Here is an 18,587-nt window from a genome sequence, read left to right on the forward strand (position 1 = left end):
GGCGCCCGCGGGAGACACGGAACCTGGTGTCGGCGGCTCCGGTGAGTGACATGCAGCGAGGCGGCCTATGGCCCTTGCGATTGCCCTGGTCCTGATCATCGTGTTGGCGGTGGGGTTTCACTTTGCCAGTCCGTGGTGGATCACGCCGATCGCGTCGAACTGGGTGCGCATGGACGACATGCTGACGATCACGCTCGTCATCACCGGCGCATTCTTCATCGCCATCAACCTGTTCATCGTGGTCGCACTGGTGCGCTATCGCCACCGCAGCGGGCATCGTGCGGCCTACGAGCCGCACAACCGCAAACTGGAATGGTGGCTGATCGGCCTGACCGTCGTCGGCGTGGCAGCATTGCTGGCGCCGGGCCTGTTCGTCTACGCGGACTACATCCGGCCGCCGCGCAACGTGCTGCAGATGGAAGTGCTCGGCCAGCAATGGCAATGGCGCTTCCGCTTCGCCGGCCCCGGCGGCAAGCTGGGCACGACCGACGTGCGCTACATCAGCAACGACAACCCGTTCGGCCTGAATCCCGCCGACCCCAACGGCCGTGACAACTACCTGATCGAAAGCCCCGAGGTACACCTGCCGCTCAACCGGCCGATCCAGGTCCTGACACGGTCGCGCGACGTGCTGCACGACTTCTACGTGCCGCCGTTCCGCGCGCGGATGAACATGGTGCCCGGCATGGTGACTACCTTCTGGTTCACGCCGACCAAGGCAGGGCGCTACGACATCCTGTGCGCGCAGCTCTGCGGGATCGGGCACTCCGGGATGCGCGGCGTGGTGGTGGTGGAAGACGAAGCCGCGTTCTCGCGCTGGCTGGCGCAGCAGACCACGTTCGCGCAGCAGCAGATGGCCCACGTGCAGGCCGCACCGGCCGCTGCCGGCGGCAGCGCGCAGGCGCTGGCCAACCTGGGCAAGACGCTCGCGGCGGCCAAGGGCTGCGTCGCCTGTCATACCGTGGACGGCAGCCCGCTCGTGGGCCCGACCTGGAAGGGCTTGTACGGCAAGACCGAAACGATGGCCGACGGCAGCACCGCAAAGGTAGACGAAGCCTATCTGCGCGCGTTCATCCGCAATCCGACGGCGCGCGTCGTGAAGGGCTTCTCGCCGATCATGCCGCACTTCGACCTGAGCGAGCAGGAACTGACCGCGCTGGTGGCGTATATCAAGGCGCAAGGCGCGCCGCCCGCCAGCACCGCGGCCCAGCCCGTAGCGGGGCAGACGAAGCAGACGCCATGACCTACGCGCACACCGACCACGTCCCGCACAGCTTCTGGACCCGCTATGTGTGGAGCCAGGACCACAAGGTCATCGCCGTGCAGTACGCGCTGACGGCCATTGCGATCGGCCTGGTCGGCCTCGTCTTGTCGGACCTGATGCGGCTGCAGCTCGGCTTTCCGGGCAAGTTCGCTTTCATCGACGCGAACCACTACTACCAGTTCGTCACCATGCACGGAATGATCATGGTGATCTACCTGCTGACGGCGCTGTTCCTGGGCGGCTTCGGCAACTACCTGATCCCGCTGATGCTCGGCGCGCGCGACATGGTGTTCCCGTTTCTCAACATGCTGAGCTACTGGGTCTACCTGCTGGCCGTGCTGGTGCTGGTGTCGAGCTTCTTCGTGCCGGGCGGACCGACCGGCGCGGGCTGGACGCTGTATCCGCCGCAGGCGATCCTGCCGGGCACGCCAGGCGTGGAATGGGGCATCGTGCTGATGCTCGTGTCGCTGGCGATCTTCATCGTCGCGGCCACGATGGGCGGACTGAACTACGTGACCACCACGCTGCAGGCACGCACGCGCGGCATGACGCTGATGCGCATGCCGCTTACGGTGTGGGGCATCTTCATCGCGACCATCATGGCGCTGCTGGCGTTTCCGGCGCTGTTCGTGTCGGCGGTGATGATGCTGTTCGACCGGACGCTCGGCACCAGCTTCTTCATTCCGGCCGTGGTGTCGATGGGGCAGACGCTCAAGCATGCCGGCGGCAGCCCGCTGCTGTTCCAGCACCTGTTCTGGTTCTTCGGGCATCCGGAGGTCTATATCGTCGCGCTGCCGGCCTTCGGTATCGCGTCGGATCTCATCAGCACGCACGCGCGCAAGAGCATCTTCGGCTACCGGATGATGGTGTGGGCGATCGTCATCATCGGCGCGCTGAGCTTCGTGGTCTGGGCGCACCACATGTTCATCGCCGGCATGAATCCGTACTTCGGCTTCTTCTTCGCCACCACGACGCTCATCATCGCCGTCCCGACCGCCCTCAAGGTCTACAACTGGGTGCTGACGCTGTGGCGCGGCGATATCCACCTGACCGTGCCGATGCTGTTCGCCATCGGCTTCATCAGCACCTTCGTGCTGGGCGGGCTGACCGGGCTCTACCTCGGCAACGTGAGCGTGGACATTCCGCTGTCGAATACGTATTTCGTGGTCGCGCACTTCCATATGGTGATGGCCGTGTCGCCGATCCTCGTGGTGTTCGGCGGCCTCTATCACTGGTACCCGAAGGTGACGGGCCGCATGCTCGACGACACGCTCGGGCGCGCGCACTTCTGGATCACGTTCGTCGGTACCTATGCGATCTACTTCCCGATGCACTATCTCGGCATCCTCGGCATGCCGCGGCGGTATTACGCGTATCAGGGCTACAGCTTCATTCCGCATTCGGCGCAGACGCTCAACACGTTCATCACGATCATCGCGCTGATCGTCGCGGCGGCGCAGTTGCTGTTCCTGTTCAACCTCGCATGGAGCCTCAGGCACGGCAGGCGTGCGGACGGCAACCCGTGGCGGGCCACTACGCTCGAATGGCAGACGCCGCAAACGCCGCCCGTGCACGGCAACTGGGGGCCGACGCTCCCCGTCGTCTATCGCTGGGCGTACGAATACAGTCCGCCGGGGCAGGAGGAAGACTTCGTGCCGCAGAACCAGCCGCCCGCGACGACGCCCGAACCTGAAGCGCCCCATCCGACGCTGCACCCCGGCGAGGCACACAAATGACCACGCTGCCGCGCCCCTTCGTTCCCGACGCACCATCCGGCTTGTCGAATGCGGGCCGCACCGGCCTGGTCGTTTTCATGGCGGTTGCCACGATGCTGTTTTCGCTGCTGCTGCTCGCCTATGCGATGCGCATGCGCGAATCCGACTGGCAGCCGATCCCGCATCCGGCGCTGCTGTGGTGGAACACCGGCGCGCTGGCGCTGGCCAGCCTCGCGATGCAGCGTGCCCGGCAACTCACCATGCATCGCACGGCATGGCTGGTGAGCGGCGGCGTGCTGGCGGCCGTGTTCGTGATCGGGCAACTGACTGCGTGGCACATGCTGTCGGCGGCCGGGGAGACCGTCACCGTCAATCCGTCCAACAGCTTCCTCTACCTGCTCACCGGTCTGCACGGAGTGCATGTGCTCGGCGGGCTGGTGGCGTGGGCCGTGACGATCGCGCAGCTCCGGCGCGCGAACCCGTTCCGGGCCCGTCACGCCATCACGCTGTGCGCGCTCTACTGGCATTTCCTGCTCGCGGTCTGGCTCGTGCTGCTGGCGGCGATGTGGTGGCTGACCCCTGGGATCGTCGCGGCCCTCTGCGGGCCGCTATATGGAGCCGCGCCATGACCGCGCCCACGGCCCGCACCGAATCCGCTGCCGAATCGCCCGCGGCTTTGACCGCCGACGCGCGCCCCGATGGGTGGCGCGGCATCGTCACGGACTGGTCGTCCGACCGCGAAGCCTTCAGGGTGCCGTGGGGCAAGGCGATGATGTGGATCTTCCTGCTGTCGGACACCTTCGTCTTCAGCAGCTTCCTGATCGGCTACATGACGGTGCGCATGTCGACCACGGCGCCGTGGCCCGATACCGCGAAGGTGTTCGGGCTCAGCGTGGGCGGCGTGGAAGTGCCGTTGCTGCTGATTGCGATCATGACGTTCACGCTGATCAGCAGCAGCGGCACGATGGCGATGGCCGTCAACTTCGGCTACCGGCGCAACGCACGGCCCGCCGCCGCGCTGTTGCTGGCGACCGCACTGCTGGGCGCGACTTTCCTGTCGCTGCAGGCGTTCGAATGGAGCAACCTGATCTTCCGAGAAGGAATTCGCCCGTGGGGCAACCCGCTGGGCGCGGCGCAGTTCGGCGCGTGCTTTTTCACGATCACCGGGTTCCACGGCTTTCACGTGACCTGCGGCGTGATCTACCTGTTGCTGATCGCGCGCAAGATCCTGCAGCCGGGGTTCACCGAACACGGCAACTTCCAGATCGTCGAGATTGCCGGCCTGTACTGGCACTTCGTCGACCTGGTGTGGGTGTTCATCTTCGCGCTGTTCTATTTGTGGTGAGGCTGGCCATGGAACACACCGATCCCGCCGATCGACCCGACGCCGCGCACGGCCAACAGCATCCGATCGGCCTCTACCTGAAGATCTGGGGCCTGCTGTTCGTGCTGAGCACGTTCTCGTATCTGGTCGACTACTTCAACGTGCAGGGCGTGATGCGCTGGGTGCTGATCGTCGTGCTGATGATCGCGAAGGCCGGGCTGATCGTGTCGATCTTCATGCACATGATGTGGGAGCGGCTGGCGCTGGTGTACGCGATCCTGATACCGCCGCTGACCCTGCTCGTGCTCATGGTGTTGATGGCGGCGGAAGCGCATCACACGTTCGGGATGCGGGAGCTGTTCTTTCGCTGATGCGTTTGCCGGTTGTGTGTTGGTGCGATGGGGGCTGCACATCGCGATAGGCGCGATGCGTGCGATACGTGCGCCATCGACGGACGCTGTGTTGGAGCGGTCGGCGCCACGTCGTCGGGGAACGACGCGTCGCGGACATCCGTTCACGCAAACCTGAAGGGAGGACCCTATGAAATTTTCACGTCGACGTTTTATTGCCGTCACCACCGTTCTCGCCTCTGCGCTCGCCGTTGGCCGCCGCGCGGCGGCAGCAGATGCCGGTGCCGGTGTCGTGCAGGAAACCGATGCAAACGCGCAGGCGCTCGGCTACAAGACGGACGCCAGCCGGGTCGACCATGCGAAGTACCCGAAATTCCAGGCGGGCGAGGCCTGTGCAAATTGCCAGTTCTTCCAGGGCAAGGCCGGCGCGACGACGGGGCCGTGCGCGATTTTCGGCGGCAAGCAGGTCAATGCGAAAGGCTGGTGCAACACTTATACGAAAAAGGCGTAGCGAGGGAGGAATGGCCTGGCGAGCCACGGTCTTGCTCATTCAGCGCCGCGCCGGTGCCGGGTTCACTCAACGTCGAACCATGAGGTTTGGCAGTGCGGGGCTTTGCGGCTCCACGGCTCATTCAGGTGTGAACCTGCGGTTCGCGCAAGTTGAAACGACTCGTGGTCCGGCTCACGTTACGTGGAACTATCTCCAGCACCAAGAGCGGGGACGCTGGATCGCAACAAAGGTCGCTGATCGCTCCCTCTCGGCCCGTCGCGTTGAGGCGAGACAGCCATTCAACGTCGGTACGAATTCGTCTCATTTCCCATGTGCAGCACCGCTCAGAAGATCGGCAATGGCGGTGACGCTCTTCTGCATGCGGTTTGCGTATTTTTCCGTGCTTTGCCGACGCAGCACTCACCCAATCCAGCCCGGGTTTAGCGGGACGCGTACGCTCGCGTGCTCGTCAATTCGCGAGAAGTTCCACCATGGCGGGCGTCGTCAACTCGGCGCTGCTACCCCTAAACCAAACGAGGAATGATGAAATCGTCGAATCAAGGCTGAGTATCGCGACTTTCTGCCGTTCGGAGAATGGATTCTTGCCGAACCAGCTGTAGATCTTCTGCTTGAGAAGACTGAGCAGGCCCCAGGGACGAATGATCTTGCGCAGTCGTGCAGTCTCCTTTGCAAATGCCTCGCATGTTTCATCGGCATCACGCCTTTTCGACTGAACCAGCGGCAGCACTTCCGCCATCGCATCGATTTGATCTCGTAGCGTTACCTTGGCTTCCTCGACCTTGACTGTTTCGTCCTCGACTTCTTTGGCCTTCCGGTGCGTGCCCTTGGCGGCAACGAATACAAGCGGAAGAGCAACGAGGCCGCCCAAAACGAACGCCCCTCCGGACATACCGGCGCCACCCGCGGCCAGGGAACCACCACCGAACCACGCTAGCGTGGCATTCGTCGCAGCAACGCCTGACAATTCAGCGATGGCGGCCCCCGTCGAAGCCGCGCCGAACGTAGAAACGAGTGCCCAGGAGCCGATCGCCATCGTACTGCCAGTCACCACGCCCGCGCCAATAGACGAGACAGAACCGTACTCTTTCTGAAATTTGGCGATCTGCGACAACGTAGACGTAGTGGCCTCGATATTGCCAATCCATTCCGTCTTGGCTCGCAGACTTCCGTTCAGAACGGCTTCACCCTTGTCCAATGACTTTTTGGCCTTTTCGAGCGCCATGCCGATGGCATTCACATTGGCGTGAATCTCGGATTCCGCCGACTTGGCCTCTTTGTATGCATTCTGGTACGCGTTGAAGCTTTCCTGGTAAGCCTTCTGTGCATCTTCCAGGCGCGACACGCCGCCCAGAGTCACCACATTGCCTACCAACTTGAGCGAGCCTTTGATGATCCCCATGCTTCCACCTTGATTATTTTTTGACTATTCGGATTTCGTTCGAATAGGGCCGAGACCGGATTGCCACCCTTTGCCCGGTATACGACGATCTCGGGCAAACCTTTAGCCGGCCAGGCGCGAAGCGTTGCGAGGTGAACTACCGATTCGACGTCGACGAGAACAGTCTGTCCGGCGACCAAGCGAAGCTGCTGAAGAGGCTAACGCATGATGGATACGACCGCGTTGGAGGATCATCCGTGAAGGCGGCCACGATGGTGGAATGCGATGTTCGGCAGGGCGGTAGTCGGGATGGAGATCCGCGAAACATTCAGTCCTCGTTCCCACCAGGCGCAAGCCCCTCCTTCACGAATCATCGCCAGGCCACAACGGCAGTGGCGTGCTATCGATCGCGTAGTCGGCGAGAGCCTTGCCGTCCAGCCATTTCGGCCGCGGGCCGAGGCCTGACCAACTGCGACCCGACGACGGATCGTAGTACTTCGCCGCTGCTCGCTTCGGCTTCGTCGGCACGTAGCCCAGCGCCGACAAGACTTCCTGCTGGGTGATTCCGTACAGCGCGACCTGCTCCTTGAAGGCTGCCAGAGCCGCTTTCTTTTCCGTCACCTTCGCCTGAGTCAACAGAAGATCGATCTCTCCCAGTTCGCGTTGCAGTGCCTGAAGGGTCAAGGTTTCCATTTGTCTGTTCCGCGCCTTGTCTCAAGGTAGTGTCGTGCGTTCATTCCGTATGTCTCGCACGTCGAACGCCGGATCGAACAGCCGTGCCGGCTTGTTATTGTCACCACGCAGACAGGCCATGATCGGCTCGATGTGCGAGGCGCGCGCGCTCCGCATCCGGTCGCGCGTTCGCGCGACGCAGTGCTTCCGCCGTTACCGGTCGCTCGTCCTGAAATCGCGAGACGCGCCTTAACCGAAAGGCGTCACCGACTGGATCGCGAGCCTGAGCGTGAAAATAACGCCCGCTGTCGCCAACAACGCCAGCAGGCCACCGAGACATTGATAGGCGATCGGGTACCAATGGTCCTTGAACGTCTCGATCTTCGTCCCTTTCATTCTCTGTCTCCTGAGATCGCTTTCAAACAGGAACACAAGCACTCGGCAACATCGATCGTCAGCCATCCGCATGCGCGAGCGACCTACGTTCGCGTGTCGCTCCATCCGGGCCGCGTCACCGCAAAGGCTGGTACTTCCTCGCATCCCGGCGATCAGTGCCGCCGCCGGCAGGCGATGCGCCGCGCTCCTTCGACGAAGCCCGAAGCGTCCATGCGAAAGCGAGGCCGAGCAGACCGGAGATGCAGTACCAGGGCAGTGCAGGGGCGGACACGATGTCGGAGACGAAACCGAAAATCGCGGGAACGGATGCAATCGCGATCTGGTTGATGGCCATCGCAGCACCGAGCACTTCACCGACCTGCCCGTCCTCCGCGCTGTCCGACAGCCAGACCACCCACGGGCCGTACCAGCCGAAACAGCACACGCCGACCAGCGCGGAGAACGTGACGACGACCCACGTCGCCGAATGCGCGGGCAGCGATGCCGCGGCGACCAGCGCAACGGGCGTGATGCCGAGGCACAGCGTGACGAACCGGCGCTTGCCGTCGGCGATGCGGTCGCTGATCGCCGACAACACGATCCGGCCTGCCGAGCCGCTCAACTGGACGATGAACAACACCCACGCGGCATCGGTCGGTGAATAGCCGAAACGACGCTGCGCGAAGATCGCCCAGAAGATCGAGATCGCGGTCTGCGCGCCGACGAGCACGGCACCGACCACGGAGATGCGCCGGAATCCGGCGTCGCGGAGATGGTGCTTCAGGCCATCCAGCGCGGACGCGGACGCACGCTGCGCGTGCCGCGGTGAATTCCGGAAAACGGCGCCGTACACGATGGCGGATGCCGCGAGCACGATGCTCGCGCCGAGCATCGCGCGCGTCCAGTCCGTGTGGATGAGCAGGGCGGGAAAGAACACCGCCGCCAGTGCGCCGCCAAGCGGTAGCGCAGCCTGCCTGACGCCCATCGCGAGGCCGCGCTCGCCGGGCGGAAACCAGTGATAGATCGCCCGGCTGCCGCCTGGCTGAACCGGGCTGTAGCCGACGCCGATCATCAGCATGCCGGCAACGAGCCCCGCGTAGCCGGAGGACAGCGCCACGAGCGTCATCGCGACGCTCAATATCGCCAGGCCGAGGACGACGGGCCAGCGCTCGCCGTATTGATCCAGCACGCGCCCGACGAGCGCGAGCCCGAGAATGGGGACGACGTTCGAGAACGTCGCGAGGCCACCGATCTGGCCGAGCGAAAGTCCGAACGTCTTCTGCGCGAACGTGCCCCACACACCGATTCCCTGACTCACGAGCGCCGCGGTCAGTTGCGTCAGTGTCGATACGCCGAGCACGTACCACCGATAGTCTGCTGACTTCAACCGGACAACTCCGTTGCAAGGCTCATGCGAATTCAGGTTGACGCGGGCTCGCGAGGCGGCCGGCCTCGGCATCGTGCAGATGGTTCGACAATTTGCGGTAGTAGCGGGCCATGTCGTTCAGCAGGTCGATGCTCGATTGCCGCAGGAGCGACCAGTCCGGCACGAATTCGGTCGCCGAGCAGAAGTCGTCGAATCCCTGGACGAGCGATGCGAAATGCCCGCGCTCCGTTTCGCCGAGATGATCGTGGATGAAGGCGAGATCCTGCTTCCACGTGTCGTCCGGACGCTTCAGCACATCGCGGTGCCAGCGGGAAAAGCGTGACGCGGCAAACGTGAATTCCGCGTGGTTGTACAGCTCCTCCGGCAGCGAGATCAGCATGGCCCTGCCGAGATCTTCACCGTTCTGGCGATAGCGCCGCGATGCCGGGATGACTTCCTTGAGTCCATGGATCGCGTAGCGGTCGAGTTTCCACGCGTCCGTACCCGCGAGACGGTTGGCGAAGTCGTCGTAGAGTTGCTGATGGTCGACGCCGCCGATACCGACATCTTCGTGCGACACCTCCGACAGGCGCGTCGCGCAACGATAGAGCACGTCACGATGCGTCGCCGATTCCGTCTGCTCCGCGGTGCCTAGCAGCCGGAACGTCAGCGCGCAGAAGCTTGCCGCGCCCGTCCCGGGGCTGCGCCAGTTCTTGAAGAAGATGCAGCGTGCGGTTTCGTTCCACGCGCGCGCCGTGAATTCATCGAAGAACGATTCGATGACCGCCGTCGCGTCGGATGCCTGCTCGTACGCTTCGTATAGCGCGTTTCGTACTTCGGGATTGGTCACCAGCGCGATCTCGACGCCGGCGATCTTGCTCATGTTGCTCATTCGCTAAGCCTCCTAACACTCGCTATCAGTGGGCGACGGAGCGCGGATGGACGCGTGCGGCTCCGCTTGTGCGACGCGCGGCGGTCGAGCCGCGCGCGTCAGCCTGATGAGCGTAAGGGGGCGTGTCGATGCGTTATGTCGATGGCAGGTCAGGACTGTCGATTTCCTGCCGCTCGGCCGCGCCCCGGCGCCGGAGATGTCGCGGCGAGAGGCCGAATGCCTTGCGCATCGAATAGGCGAAATGAGGGGCCGACGCGAAGCCCACGGTGTTCTGGATGTCGACCACCGGCAACGTGGTCGAGAAGAGTAGCCGTTTCGCTTCTGCGAGGCGGGTATCGAGTACGTACTGGCCGATCGACTGACCCTGTTCGGCATGGAACCATCTCGACAGCGTGCGTTCGGATGTGCCGAACTGACGCGCGAGCGTCGCGCAGGACAGGTCGCCGTCGAGGTGCTCGCCGATATGAATCCTGACCTCGCGCACGATGTCCGCCGGCTCGCGCGAGCGCGACGGCAGGACGGAGGTCATGATGCGACCGGCTTCCTGCAGGATGAGCAGGTCGAGTTCGTACGGGCCGAGAAGCGGGCCGGATTTTCGGGCGAGATGCGCACGCACGCGCAGCAGATCGGCGAGGAGCAGCGACGTTCCCCATTTCTCCGACTGTTGTCTGGGCGAGCGCAGATCTGCGTTGACCTGCGGCATCAGGTTGTCGATATTCAGGTAGTAGCAGAGATGGCGCTGTCCGGGTGTCGCGGATACGTGATGGATGTGCCGCTCGGGAACGAACCAGAGGCTTCCGCTCGCCAGGACATCGCCGCGCGCCTGGCGCGGCGACGACACCGAAAAGATGCCGTCGAGCGGTACGAACAGCATGTCGTACGAGTGGGCATGCGGGCCATTGGAATAATGGCCTTGATTGTCGCAGACGACGTCGAAATCGATGTTCATTGCAACGCTGCGGTTAAAAGGAACAGGTGAAGTGTAGGACGAAAGCGGGAAAGGGAGCTGCAGGTGGATCTAGAAGACTTCGGATACGGGGGCGTAACGGGAAATCCGAAGGATGGAAATAGGAAGCCAGGTACGGGGACAACCGGGAAACGGTATCGGATGCGGTCGGGAGCAGCGAAGCACGGCATTCCGACTGGGTCGAGCGACTGTACAAAGCGAGTGTCGCGAAGGCGATACAACGTCGCATGGTTGAAGCATGCGCACCTTCACATCCACGACCAGGGGGACAGGGCCTTTCCGCACAGGGGAATCTTCGTCAGCGTTCCGCTACCACCGCCATTGACGAACATTACAGTGATCCGATGAATTCCACGATCCTGCCCGTGACCTCCTGAGGCCGCTCGAGGCTCGGCAAATGGGCGGTACCGGATATCGGGTGGAAGATACCGCCAGGTACGGTATTCGCGACGTAACGGCTACGTTCCTGAATGCCGGGAAGGTCAAGCTCCCCGCACATCACCAATGTCGGAACCGAAATTTCTTCCAGTCGCCCATATGCAATCGGCGCATCGGTGTTCATGCCTGCCGGGGGCAAAGCGAGAGCGACAGCGTTCATCTCGTCGAACAGCTTGCGGGCCTCGCCGTTCACGCGCCCTTCGTGCTGAAGCGGGCCGTCAAGCCAGAGACGCGTGCGTATCGCAATGGCTTCTTCAAAATGGCTGCTGGCCTCAGCATCTGCTAAACGGGCAATCAAATCGTCAACCTGCGGCGCATGGATCATTTTCGGCGCGCCGGTCACATTCGGCGCAACTAGAACAAGCGCGCGAACATGTGACGGATATCGAAGCGCTGCGTCGAGTGCAATGCCCCCGCCTTGAGAGCAGGCAACCAGTATTGGAGGAGCGCCGTTTGACACCGACTTGATAACGGCGATCAAATCCTCAACGGAAGAATGGCTCTCTGCTTCAGCAGTAGTTTCTCCAAAGCCTCGTCGATCATAGGCAATGGCTTGGAGACTCGCGCCTGTTTCACGCATCTGGTGGCCCCACATCCGGCGGTCCGCGACGCGTGCGTGCAAAAACACGATCGGGTCTCCACTGCCGACGACTTCGGTCGCCAGCGCGGCGCGACCGGACGTGACCAGAATGCTGTTCTTCATGAGCTGTCCGATATCTGAGAATGGGCTGAACACCCGATGTGCGGGGCGTTTCGTTTCCGGCGTCAAACGGGCCGGGCTCGGGTGAAGCTAGCCCTATCCGACTGACGGCCATGCAAAAGTTGCAGGTTTCCCACCAGGCGTGCCGATTGAACTACGCGTGTGCCGTGTTCGCGGATCAAGGTAGCATCAAAGACTCTCGCGCGCAGTCGGCCGAGGTCGCGGCGACGGCATGGGCCACAAGCAACCTGCAGCAGCAGGGAAACCATCAGACGTCGAACGTTCCGAAACAACTGGATTTTGCCGTCCGGCCTTTCCCGATCCTCCCCATCTCACCTGCCACCTTGAATCGGGTCTCAATCGCCGTGGCCAGGAATGACGGACCGCGAGCGCATCGGGGCATGCGCCATGTCCAAACCGGGCTCCAGCTTGAGCGAACAGCGTTCCGGGGAAAGGGAATCCCGGCCGCCAGCCGCCTGCCCATGACGCCCCCAGGGTCGTCATGGAAAACTGTATGAATATACAGTATAGTGTCCGTCGAAATCGAGTCGCACGGGCACGACCTTGCGGCCCGCGCGCCGCGCCTGCGGGCATCCGCCGCAGCGTCCCGGCACCGTGAACTCTGGCTAACTCATTCAGACGGGCAGGCAAATTGTCATCCAGCAATCTGATCCGCATTCGCGGAGCACGTCAGCACAACCTCAAGAATCTCGATCTCGACCTGCGCACCGGCGAGATGACGGTCGTCACCGGCCCGTCGGGCTCCGGCAAGTCGAGTCTCGTGTTCGACACGCTGTACGCGGAAGGCCAACGGCGCTACGTCGAAACGTTCAGCGCGTACGCACGGCAATTCCTCGACCGGATGGATCGCCCGCAGGTCGAGCGCGTCGACGGCGTGCCGCCCGCGATCGCGATCGACCAGACCAACCCGGTCCGCAGCTCGCGCTCCACGGTCGGCACGATGACCGAGCTGAACGATCACCTGAAGCTGCTGTACGCGCGCGCGGCCGAGCTGTTCGACCGCAAGACTGCGCGTCAGGTGCGGCACGACACGCCGGAGACGATCTACGCGGATCTGGTCGCGCGCACGCAGGCGGACGATCCGCGCGTCGTCGTCACGTTCCCGGTCGAACTGCCGGAAACGGTGTCCGACGAAGAAATCGCGCAGTGGCTGTCCGCGAGCGGCTATACGCGCGTGCAGGCGCAGCGTGAGGTCGCGTCGGCCACCGGGCCGCGCAAGGTGCTCGACGTGGTGGCCGACCGCTTCCGTGTGCAGAACACCGACAAGGTGCGTGTCGTCGAGGCGATCGAGGCGTCGCTGAAGCGCGGCGGCGGGCGCGTGAACGTGTACGTGCTCGCGGCGGAGCCGGAAAGCCCGGATGGCGCGGCCGCCGAGCCGCAGGTGTGGCGTTTCTCCACCGGGCTCCACGATCCCGACAGCGACCTGCGCTATGCGGAGCCGCAGGCGGCGCTGTTCTCGTTCAATTCGGCGTACGGCGCGTGCGAAACGTGCCGCGGCTTCGGCCGCGTGATCGGCGTCGATCTCGGCCTCGTGATCCCCGACGCGCGCAAGACGCTGCGCGGCGGCGCGATCAAGCCGATGCAGACCCCCGCCTGGAAGGAGTGCCAGGACGACCTGATGCGCTACGCGGCGAAAGCCGGCATCCCGCGCGACACGCCGTGGGCCGAGCTGTCGGATGCCGAGCGCGACTGGGTCGTCAACGGCTCGCCGGACTGGAACGGCAAGTGGCAGAGCCAGTGGTACGGTGTGAAGCGCTTCTTCGGCTATCTCGAGTCGAAAGCGTACAAGATGCATATCCGCGTGCTGCTGTCGAAATACCGCAGCTACACGCCGTGCGACGTGTGCGGCGGTGCGCGCCTGAAGACGGAATCGCTGCAATGGCGGCTCGGCTCGAAGGACAACGCCGACGGCGTGCTCGCGCCGGCCGGCCGTTTCCTGCCGCGTGGCGTCGACTGGAGCCGCGCGCAGCTCGAAGCGCTGCCGGGCCTGACCGTGCACGACCTGATGCTGTTGCCGATCGAGCGCATTCGTCGCTTCTTCGACGGCATCAGCCTGCCGAGCGCGCTGCTCGACGATGCGCTGAAGCTGCTGCTTGCCGAGGTGCGCACGCGCCTGAAGTACCTGTGCGACGTGGGGCTCGGCTACCTGACGCTCGACCGGCAGAGCCGCACGCTGTCGGGCGGCGAGGTGCAGCGGATCAACCTGACGACGGCGCTCGGCACGTCGCTCACGAAAACCCTGTTCGTGCTCGACGAACCGAGCATCGGGCTGCATCCGCGCGATCTCACGCGGATCGTCGAGGCGATGCAGCGGCTGCGCGACGCGGGCAATACGCTGGTCGTGGTTGAACACGATCCGTCGGTGATGCTCGCGGCCGACCGGCTGATCGACATGGGGCCCGGCCCGGGCGAGCGCGGCGGCACGATCGTCTACGACGGCACGCCGGGCGACATCCGTTCGGCGCATACGCTCACGGGCGAGTACCTCGGCGGCCGCAAGCATGTCGCGCACGCGTCGAACTGGGCGCGTCGGGTGGTCGACGCGAACACGCCGCGCATCGTGCTCGAAGGCGCGAGCGAGCACAACTTGCGCGACGTGACGGTCGAGATTCCGCTGCAGCGGCTCGTCTGCGTGACGGGGGTGTCAGGGTCCGGCAAGTCCACGCTGCTGCAGGACGTGCTTTATCCGGCGATGGCGCGGCACCACGGCAAGGCGACCGAGTCGCCGGGTGCGTACCGCGGCCTGACGGGCGCCGACCAGGTAGGCGACGTCGTGTTCGTCGACCAGTCGCCGATCGGCAAGACCACGCGGTCGAACCCGGCGAGCTACGTCGGTGCGTTCGATGAAATCCGCAAGCTGTTCGCGAAGGCGCCGCTCGCGCTGCAACGCGGCTATGGCGCGGGCACGTTCAGCTTCAACTCGGGCGACGGCCGTTGCCCTACCTGCGGCGGCTCGGGCTTCGAGCACATCGAGATGCAGTTCCTGAGCGACGTCTACCTGCGCTGCCCGGATTGCGACGGCAGCCGCTACCGCGCCGAGATTCTCGAAGTGCGGATCGAGCGCAATGGCCGCGCGCTGAGCATTGCCGACGTGCTCGACCTCACGGTCAGCGAAGCGGCCGCGTTTTTCGCGACCGACGCCGAGGTGCTGCGCGTGCTGCAGCCGATCGTCGACGTCGGCCTCGAATATGTGAAGCTCGGCCAGCCGGTGCCGACGCTGTCGGGCGGCGAAGCGCAGCGGCTGAAGCTGGCCGGCTTCCTCGCCGAATCGGCCGCAGCGGTCAACGGGCGCCGGGTCGTCACGGAAGAAGCGCGCATCGCGCGGGCAAAGCTGTTCATGTTCGACGAGCCGACCACCGGGCTGCACTTCGACGACATCGCGAAGCTGATGCAGGCGTTCGGCAAGCTGCTCGCAGCTGGCCATTCGTTGATCGTGATCGAGCACAACCTCGACGTGATCCGCGCGGCCGACTGGCTGATCGATCTCGGCCCGGAAGGCGGCGACGGCGGCGGGCTCGTGCTGTGCGCGGGCACGCCCGACGACGTGAAGGCCTGCGCCGAATCGCATACCGGCGTCGCGCTGCTGCAATACGACCGCGCAATGGATGCCGAGCTGGCGCTCGCCGACGAAGGCAAGCCGTTGCAGGCCGTGCTGAATGCGGCGCGCGAGCGGCGTGCGATCGAAGGCGAGGACGTCGTGCGGATCGTCAACGCGCGCGAGCACAACCTGAAGGCGCTCGACGTCGACATCCCGCACGGCAAGTTCAACGTGATCACCGGCGTGTCGGGTTCCGGCAAGTCGACGCTCGCATTCGACATCCTGTTCCACGAAGGCCAGCGTCGCTACCTCGAATCGCTGAACGCGTATGCGCGCTCGATCGTGCAGCCGGCCGGCCGCCCCGAAGTCGATGCGGTGTACGGCATTCCGCCGACCGTCGCGATCGAGCAGCGGCTGTCGCGCGGCGGGCGCAAGAGCACGGTCGCGACCACGTCCGAGGTCTGGCACTTCCTGCGGCTGCTGTACGTGAAGCTCGGCCTGCAGCATTGCATCCATGACGGCACGCCCGTCACGTCGCAGTCCGTCGAATCGATCGCCGCGCAGTTGCTGCGCGATCATCGCGGCGAGCACGTCGGGCTGCTCGCGCCGCTCGTCGTCAACCGCAAGGGCGTCTATACGGATCTCGCGAAGTGGGCGAAGGCGCGCGGCAGCACGCATCTGCGGGTCGACGGCGAATTCGTGCCGGTCGATCCGTGGCCGAAGCTCGACCGCTTCCGCGAGCACACGATCGAGCTGCCGGTGGCCGATATCGTCGTGTCGCCGGACAACGAGGCCGAACTGCGGCGCGTGCTCGACGAGACGCTCGAGCTCGGCAAGGGCGTGATGCATCTGCTCGCGCCGCTCGACGGGCTGCACCATGCGATGCAGAACGATCATTCGACCGCGCGTGTCGGCACGGTCAAGGTGCTGTCGGTCAAGCGCGCGTGCCCGGTGTGCGGCACGAGCTACCCGGAGCTCGACCCGCGGATGTTCTCGTACAACAGCAAGCATGGCTGGTGCACGACCTGCGTCGGCACCGGCGTCACGCTCACGCGCGAACAGCGTGCCGCGTACGACGACACGGTGCTCGCCGGCGATGATCGTGGCCGTGAGCAGACACTGCCGTCCGACGAGCAGGAACCGGAAGGCGTGGGCAACGAGCCGTGCCCGGATTGCCACGGCACGCGGCTGAACCCGTCCGCACGGGCTGTCACGTTCGACGCGCATCCGATCGTCGAGGTCGCGCAATGGACGGTGTCCGACACGCGCCGCTGGATCGACGGGCTGGAACTGACGGGCCGCGACGCGCAGATCGCACGCGACATCGTCAGCGAGATCGGCAGCCGCCTCGCGTTTCTGGAGGAAGTCGGGCTCGGCTACCTGAGCCTCGATCGCGCGGCGCCGAGCCTGTCGGGCGGCGAAGCGCAGCGCATCCGGCTCGCCGCGCAGCTCGGCAGCAACCTGCAGGGTGTCTGTTACGTGCTCGACGAACCGACGATCGGCCTGCATCCGCGCGACAACCAGATCCTGCTGGACGCGCTGCGCAAGCTCGGCGACAAGGGCAATACGCTCGTCGTCGTCGAGCATGACGAGGACACGATCCGCCGCGCCGATCACATCATCGACGTTGGCCCGGGCGCGGGCAAGCGCGGCGGCACGCTGGTCGCGCAGGGCGCGGTCGCGGATCTCGCCGCGCAGGCCGATTCGGTGACGGGGCGCCTGCTCGCGCAGCCGATGACGCACCCGCTGCAGCCGCGTCGCAGTGTGAGCCTGCCGGGCAAGAAGGGTGGCGATGCGGTGCCGGAAGCCTGGCTGACCGTGCATGGCGCGCGGCTGCACAACCTGCGTGACGTCACGGTCGGCATTCCGCTCGCTCGGCTCGTCGCGGTGACGGGCGTGAGCGGCTCGGGCAAGTCGACGCTCGCGCGCGACGTGCTGATGACGAACCTGCTCGACGCGGTCGGCCGCTCGGTGCTGTCGTCGCCGGCCACGCGCCGCGCACGCAAGGCCGCGCAGCAGGACGCGCCGGCCACCAACCGCCGTTCGAGCGTGCTCGCGCGCAGCGCTCCGCGGCCGTCGCTGAGCGTCACGCATGCGTGGCAGGGCTGCGAGTCGCTGAGCGGCTGGGAGCAGATCGATCGCGTGCTGGAAGTCGACCAGACGCCGATCGGCAAGACGCCGCGCTCGTGTCCGGCCACCTATATCGGCGTGTGGGACACGATCCGCAAGCTGTTCGCCGATACGCTGGAATCCCGTGCGCGCGGCTACACGGCGTCGCGTTTCTCGTTCAATACCGGCGACGGGCGCTGCCCCGCATGCGAGGGGCAAGGCGTGCGCACGATCGGGATGAGCTTCCTGCCCGACGTGAAGGTGCCGTGCGACGTGTGTCACGGGCAGCGCTTCAACCCGGAGACGCTCGCCGTTACGTGGCGCGGCCGGAACATCGGCGACGTGCTGACGATGGAGATCGACGAGGCGGTGGAGTTTTTTGCGCCGATCTCGAACATCGCGCATCCGCTGCAGCTGATGAAGGATGTCGGCCTTGGCTACCTGACGCTCGGCCAGCCGTCGCCGACGCTGTCGGGCGGCGAGGCGCAGCGCATCAAGCTCGTCACCGAGCTGACGAAAGTGCGCGACGACATCACGCGGCGCGGCCAGAAGGCGCCGCACACGCTGTACGTGCTCGACGAACCGACGGTCGGCCTGCACATGGCGGATGTCGCGAAACTGATCCGCGTGCTGCACCGGCTCGTCGATGCGGGGCACAGCGTCGTCGTGATCGAGCATGACCTCGACGTGATCGCGGAAGCCGACTGGATCATCGATCTCGGGCCGGAAGGCGGCGTGGGGGGCGGCACGATCGTCGCGGCGGCGCCGCCGGAAGCGCTCGTGCAGGTGAGCGCAAGCCACACCGGGCAGGCGCTCAAGCCGGTGCTGGCACGAATCGGTACGGACGAAGGGGAAGCCGAGCGCGAGGGTGAAGCGCGGGTAGGGTAAGCGTGACGCTTCGACTCGACGGCCCCGGTGCCGCGCGATGATTTCCCCCAGCTGACTGGCAAGTGGCTGGGGGCCGCAC

The 18,587-nt window shown here is 64.9% G+C and carries 14 protein-coding genes; 7 read left to right on the forward strand and 7 right to left on the reverse strand.

The window, feature by feature from the left end:
- Positions 1 to 67 precede the first annotated feature (67 nt).
- The 6 genes from G3O00_RS09350 (at position 68) to G3O00_RS09375 (ending at position 5,164) form a co-directional block, all read left to right on the forward strand.
- On the forward strand, positions 68 to 1,243 hold the full coding sequence (locus G3O00_RS09350; RefSeq protein ID WP_206142797.1) for a c-type cytochrome: 1,176 nt from the start codon (positions 68 to 70) through the stop codon (positions 1,241 to 1,243).
- Positions 1,240 to 3,000 (forward strand): cytochrome c oxidase subunit I, encoded by a 1,761-nt coding sequence (ctaD, locus tag G3O00_RS09355; protein ID WP_206142798.1) that lies wholly within the window; start codon positions 1,240 to 1,242, stop codon positions 2,998 to 3,000. The genes G3O00_RS09350 and ctaD overlap by 4 nt, the downstream gene beginning before the upstream one ends.
- On the forward strand, positions 2,997 to 3,608 hold the full coding sequence (locus tag G3O00_RS09360; protein ID WP_206142799.1) for a cytochrome c oxidase subunit 3: 612 nt from the start codon (positions 2,997 to 2,999) through the stop codon (positions 3,606 to 3,608). The genes ctaD and G3O00_RS09360 overlap by 4 nt, the downstream gene beginning before the upstream one ends.
- The gene (locus G3O00_RS09365) at positions 3,605 to 4,324 is read left to right on the forward strand and encodes a heme-copper oxidase subunit III family protein (protein ID WP_174929193.1); all 720 of its coding nucleotides are present in this window, start codon (positions 3,605 to 3,607) and stop codon (positions 4,322 to 4,324) included. The genes G3O00_RS09360 and G3O00_RS09365 overlap by 4 nt, the downstream gene beginning before the upstream one ends.
- An 8-nt stretch (positions 4,325 to 4,332) precedes the next feature.
- Positions 4,333 to 4,674, forward strand: coding sequence for a cytochrome C oxidase subunit IV family protein (locus G3O00_RS09370; protein ID WP_174929194.1), 342 nt, complete (start codon positions 4,333 to 4,335; stop codon positions 4,672 to 4,674).
- Between the two features lie 169 nt (positions 4,675 to 4,843).
- Positions 4,844 to 5,164, forward strand: coding sequence for a high-potential iron-sulfur protein (locus G3O00_RS09375; protein WP_011350044.1), 321 nt, complete (start codon positions 4,844 to 4,846; stop codon positions 5,162 to 5,164).
- 448 nt (positions 5,165 to 5,612) lie between these two features.
- On the opposite strand, the gene G3O00_RS09380 is transcribed toward G3O00_RS09375, so the two are convergent.
- The 7 genes from G3O00_RS09380 to G3O00_RS09410 all read right to left on the reverse strand — a co-directional run bounded on the left by G3O00_RS09380 (position 5,613) and on the right by G3O00_RS09410 (position 11,955).
- Positions 5,613 to 6,563 (reverse strand): hypothetical protein, encoded by a 951-nt coding sequence (locus G3O00_RS09380; RefSeq protein ID WP_206142800.1) that lies wholly within the window; start codon positions 6,561 to 6,563, stop codon positions 5,613 to 5,615.
- Positions 6,564 to 6,905: 342 nt separating this feature from the next.
- Positions 6,906 to 7,235, reverse strand: a complete 330-nt coding sequence (locus G3O00_RS09385; RefSeq protein ID WP_174929195.1) for an H-NS histone family protein — start codon at positions 7,233 to 7,235, stop codon at positions 6,906 to 6,908.
- Between the two features lie 228 nt (positions 7,236 to 7,463).
- Complete coding sequence (locus G3O00_RS09390; RefSeq protein WP_174929196.1) at positions 7,464 to 7,610, reverse strand: hypothetical protein; 147 nt, start codon at positions 7,608 to 7,610, stop codon at positions 7,464 to 7,466.
- Positions 7,611 to 7,725: 115 nt separating this feature from the next.
- Complete coding sequence (locus tag G3O00_RS09395; protein ID WP_206142801.1) at positions 7,726 to 8,976, reverse strand: MFS transporter; 1,251 nt, start codon at positions 8,974 to 8,976, stop codon at positions 7,726 to 7,728.
- Positions 8,977 to 8,998: 22 nt separating this feature from the next.
- Positions 8,999 to 9,847, reverse strand: coding sequence for a hypothetical protein (locus G3O00_RS09400; RefSeq protein ID WP_174929198.1), 849 nt, complete (start codon positions 9,845 to 9,847; stop codon positions 8,999 to 9,001).
- Positions 9,848 to 9,980: 133 nt separating this feature from the next.
- Entirely contained in the window at positions 9,981 to 10,796 is an 816-nt protein-coding gene (locus tag G3O00_RS09405) for an AraC family transcriptional regulator (RefSeq protein ID WP_174929199.1), read from the reverse strand.
- Positions 10,797 to 11,145: 349 nt separating this feature from the next.
- Complete coding sequence (locus G3O00_RS09410; protein WP_241025056.1) at positions 11,146 to 11,955, reverse strand: alpha/beta hydrolase; 810 nt, start codon at positions 11,953 to 11,955, stop codon at positions 11,146 to 11,148.
- Positions 11,956 to 12,604: 649 nt separating this feature from the next.
- Between G3O00_RS09410 and uvrA the strand changes: the two genes are divergently transcribed.
- Positions 12,605 to 18,508, forward strand: a complete 5,904-nt coding sequence (gene uvrA / locus G3O00_RS09415; protein WP_206142803.1) for an excinuclease ABC subunit UvrA — start codon at positions 12,605 to 12,607, stop codon at positions 18,506 to 18,508.
- Positions 18,509 to 18,587: the final 79 nt, after the last annotated feature.

Origin of the sequence: Burkholderia sp. Ac-20384 (assembly GCF_017104605.1) — a bacterium.
Lineage (GTDB): Bacteria > Pseudomonadota > Gammaproteobacteria > Burkholderiales > Burkholderiaceae > Burkholderia > Burkholderia lata.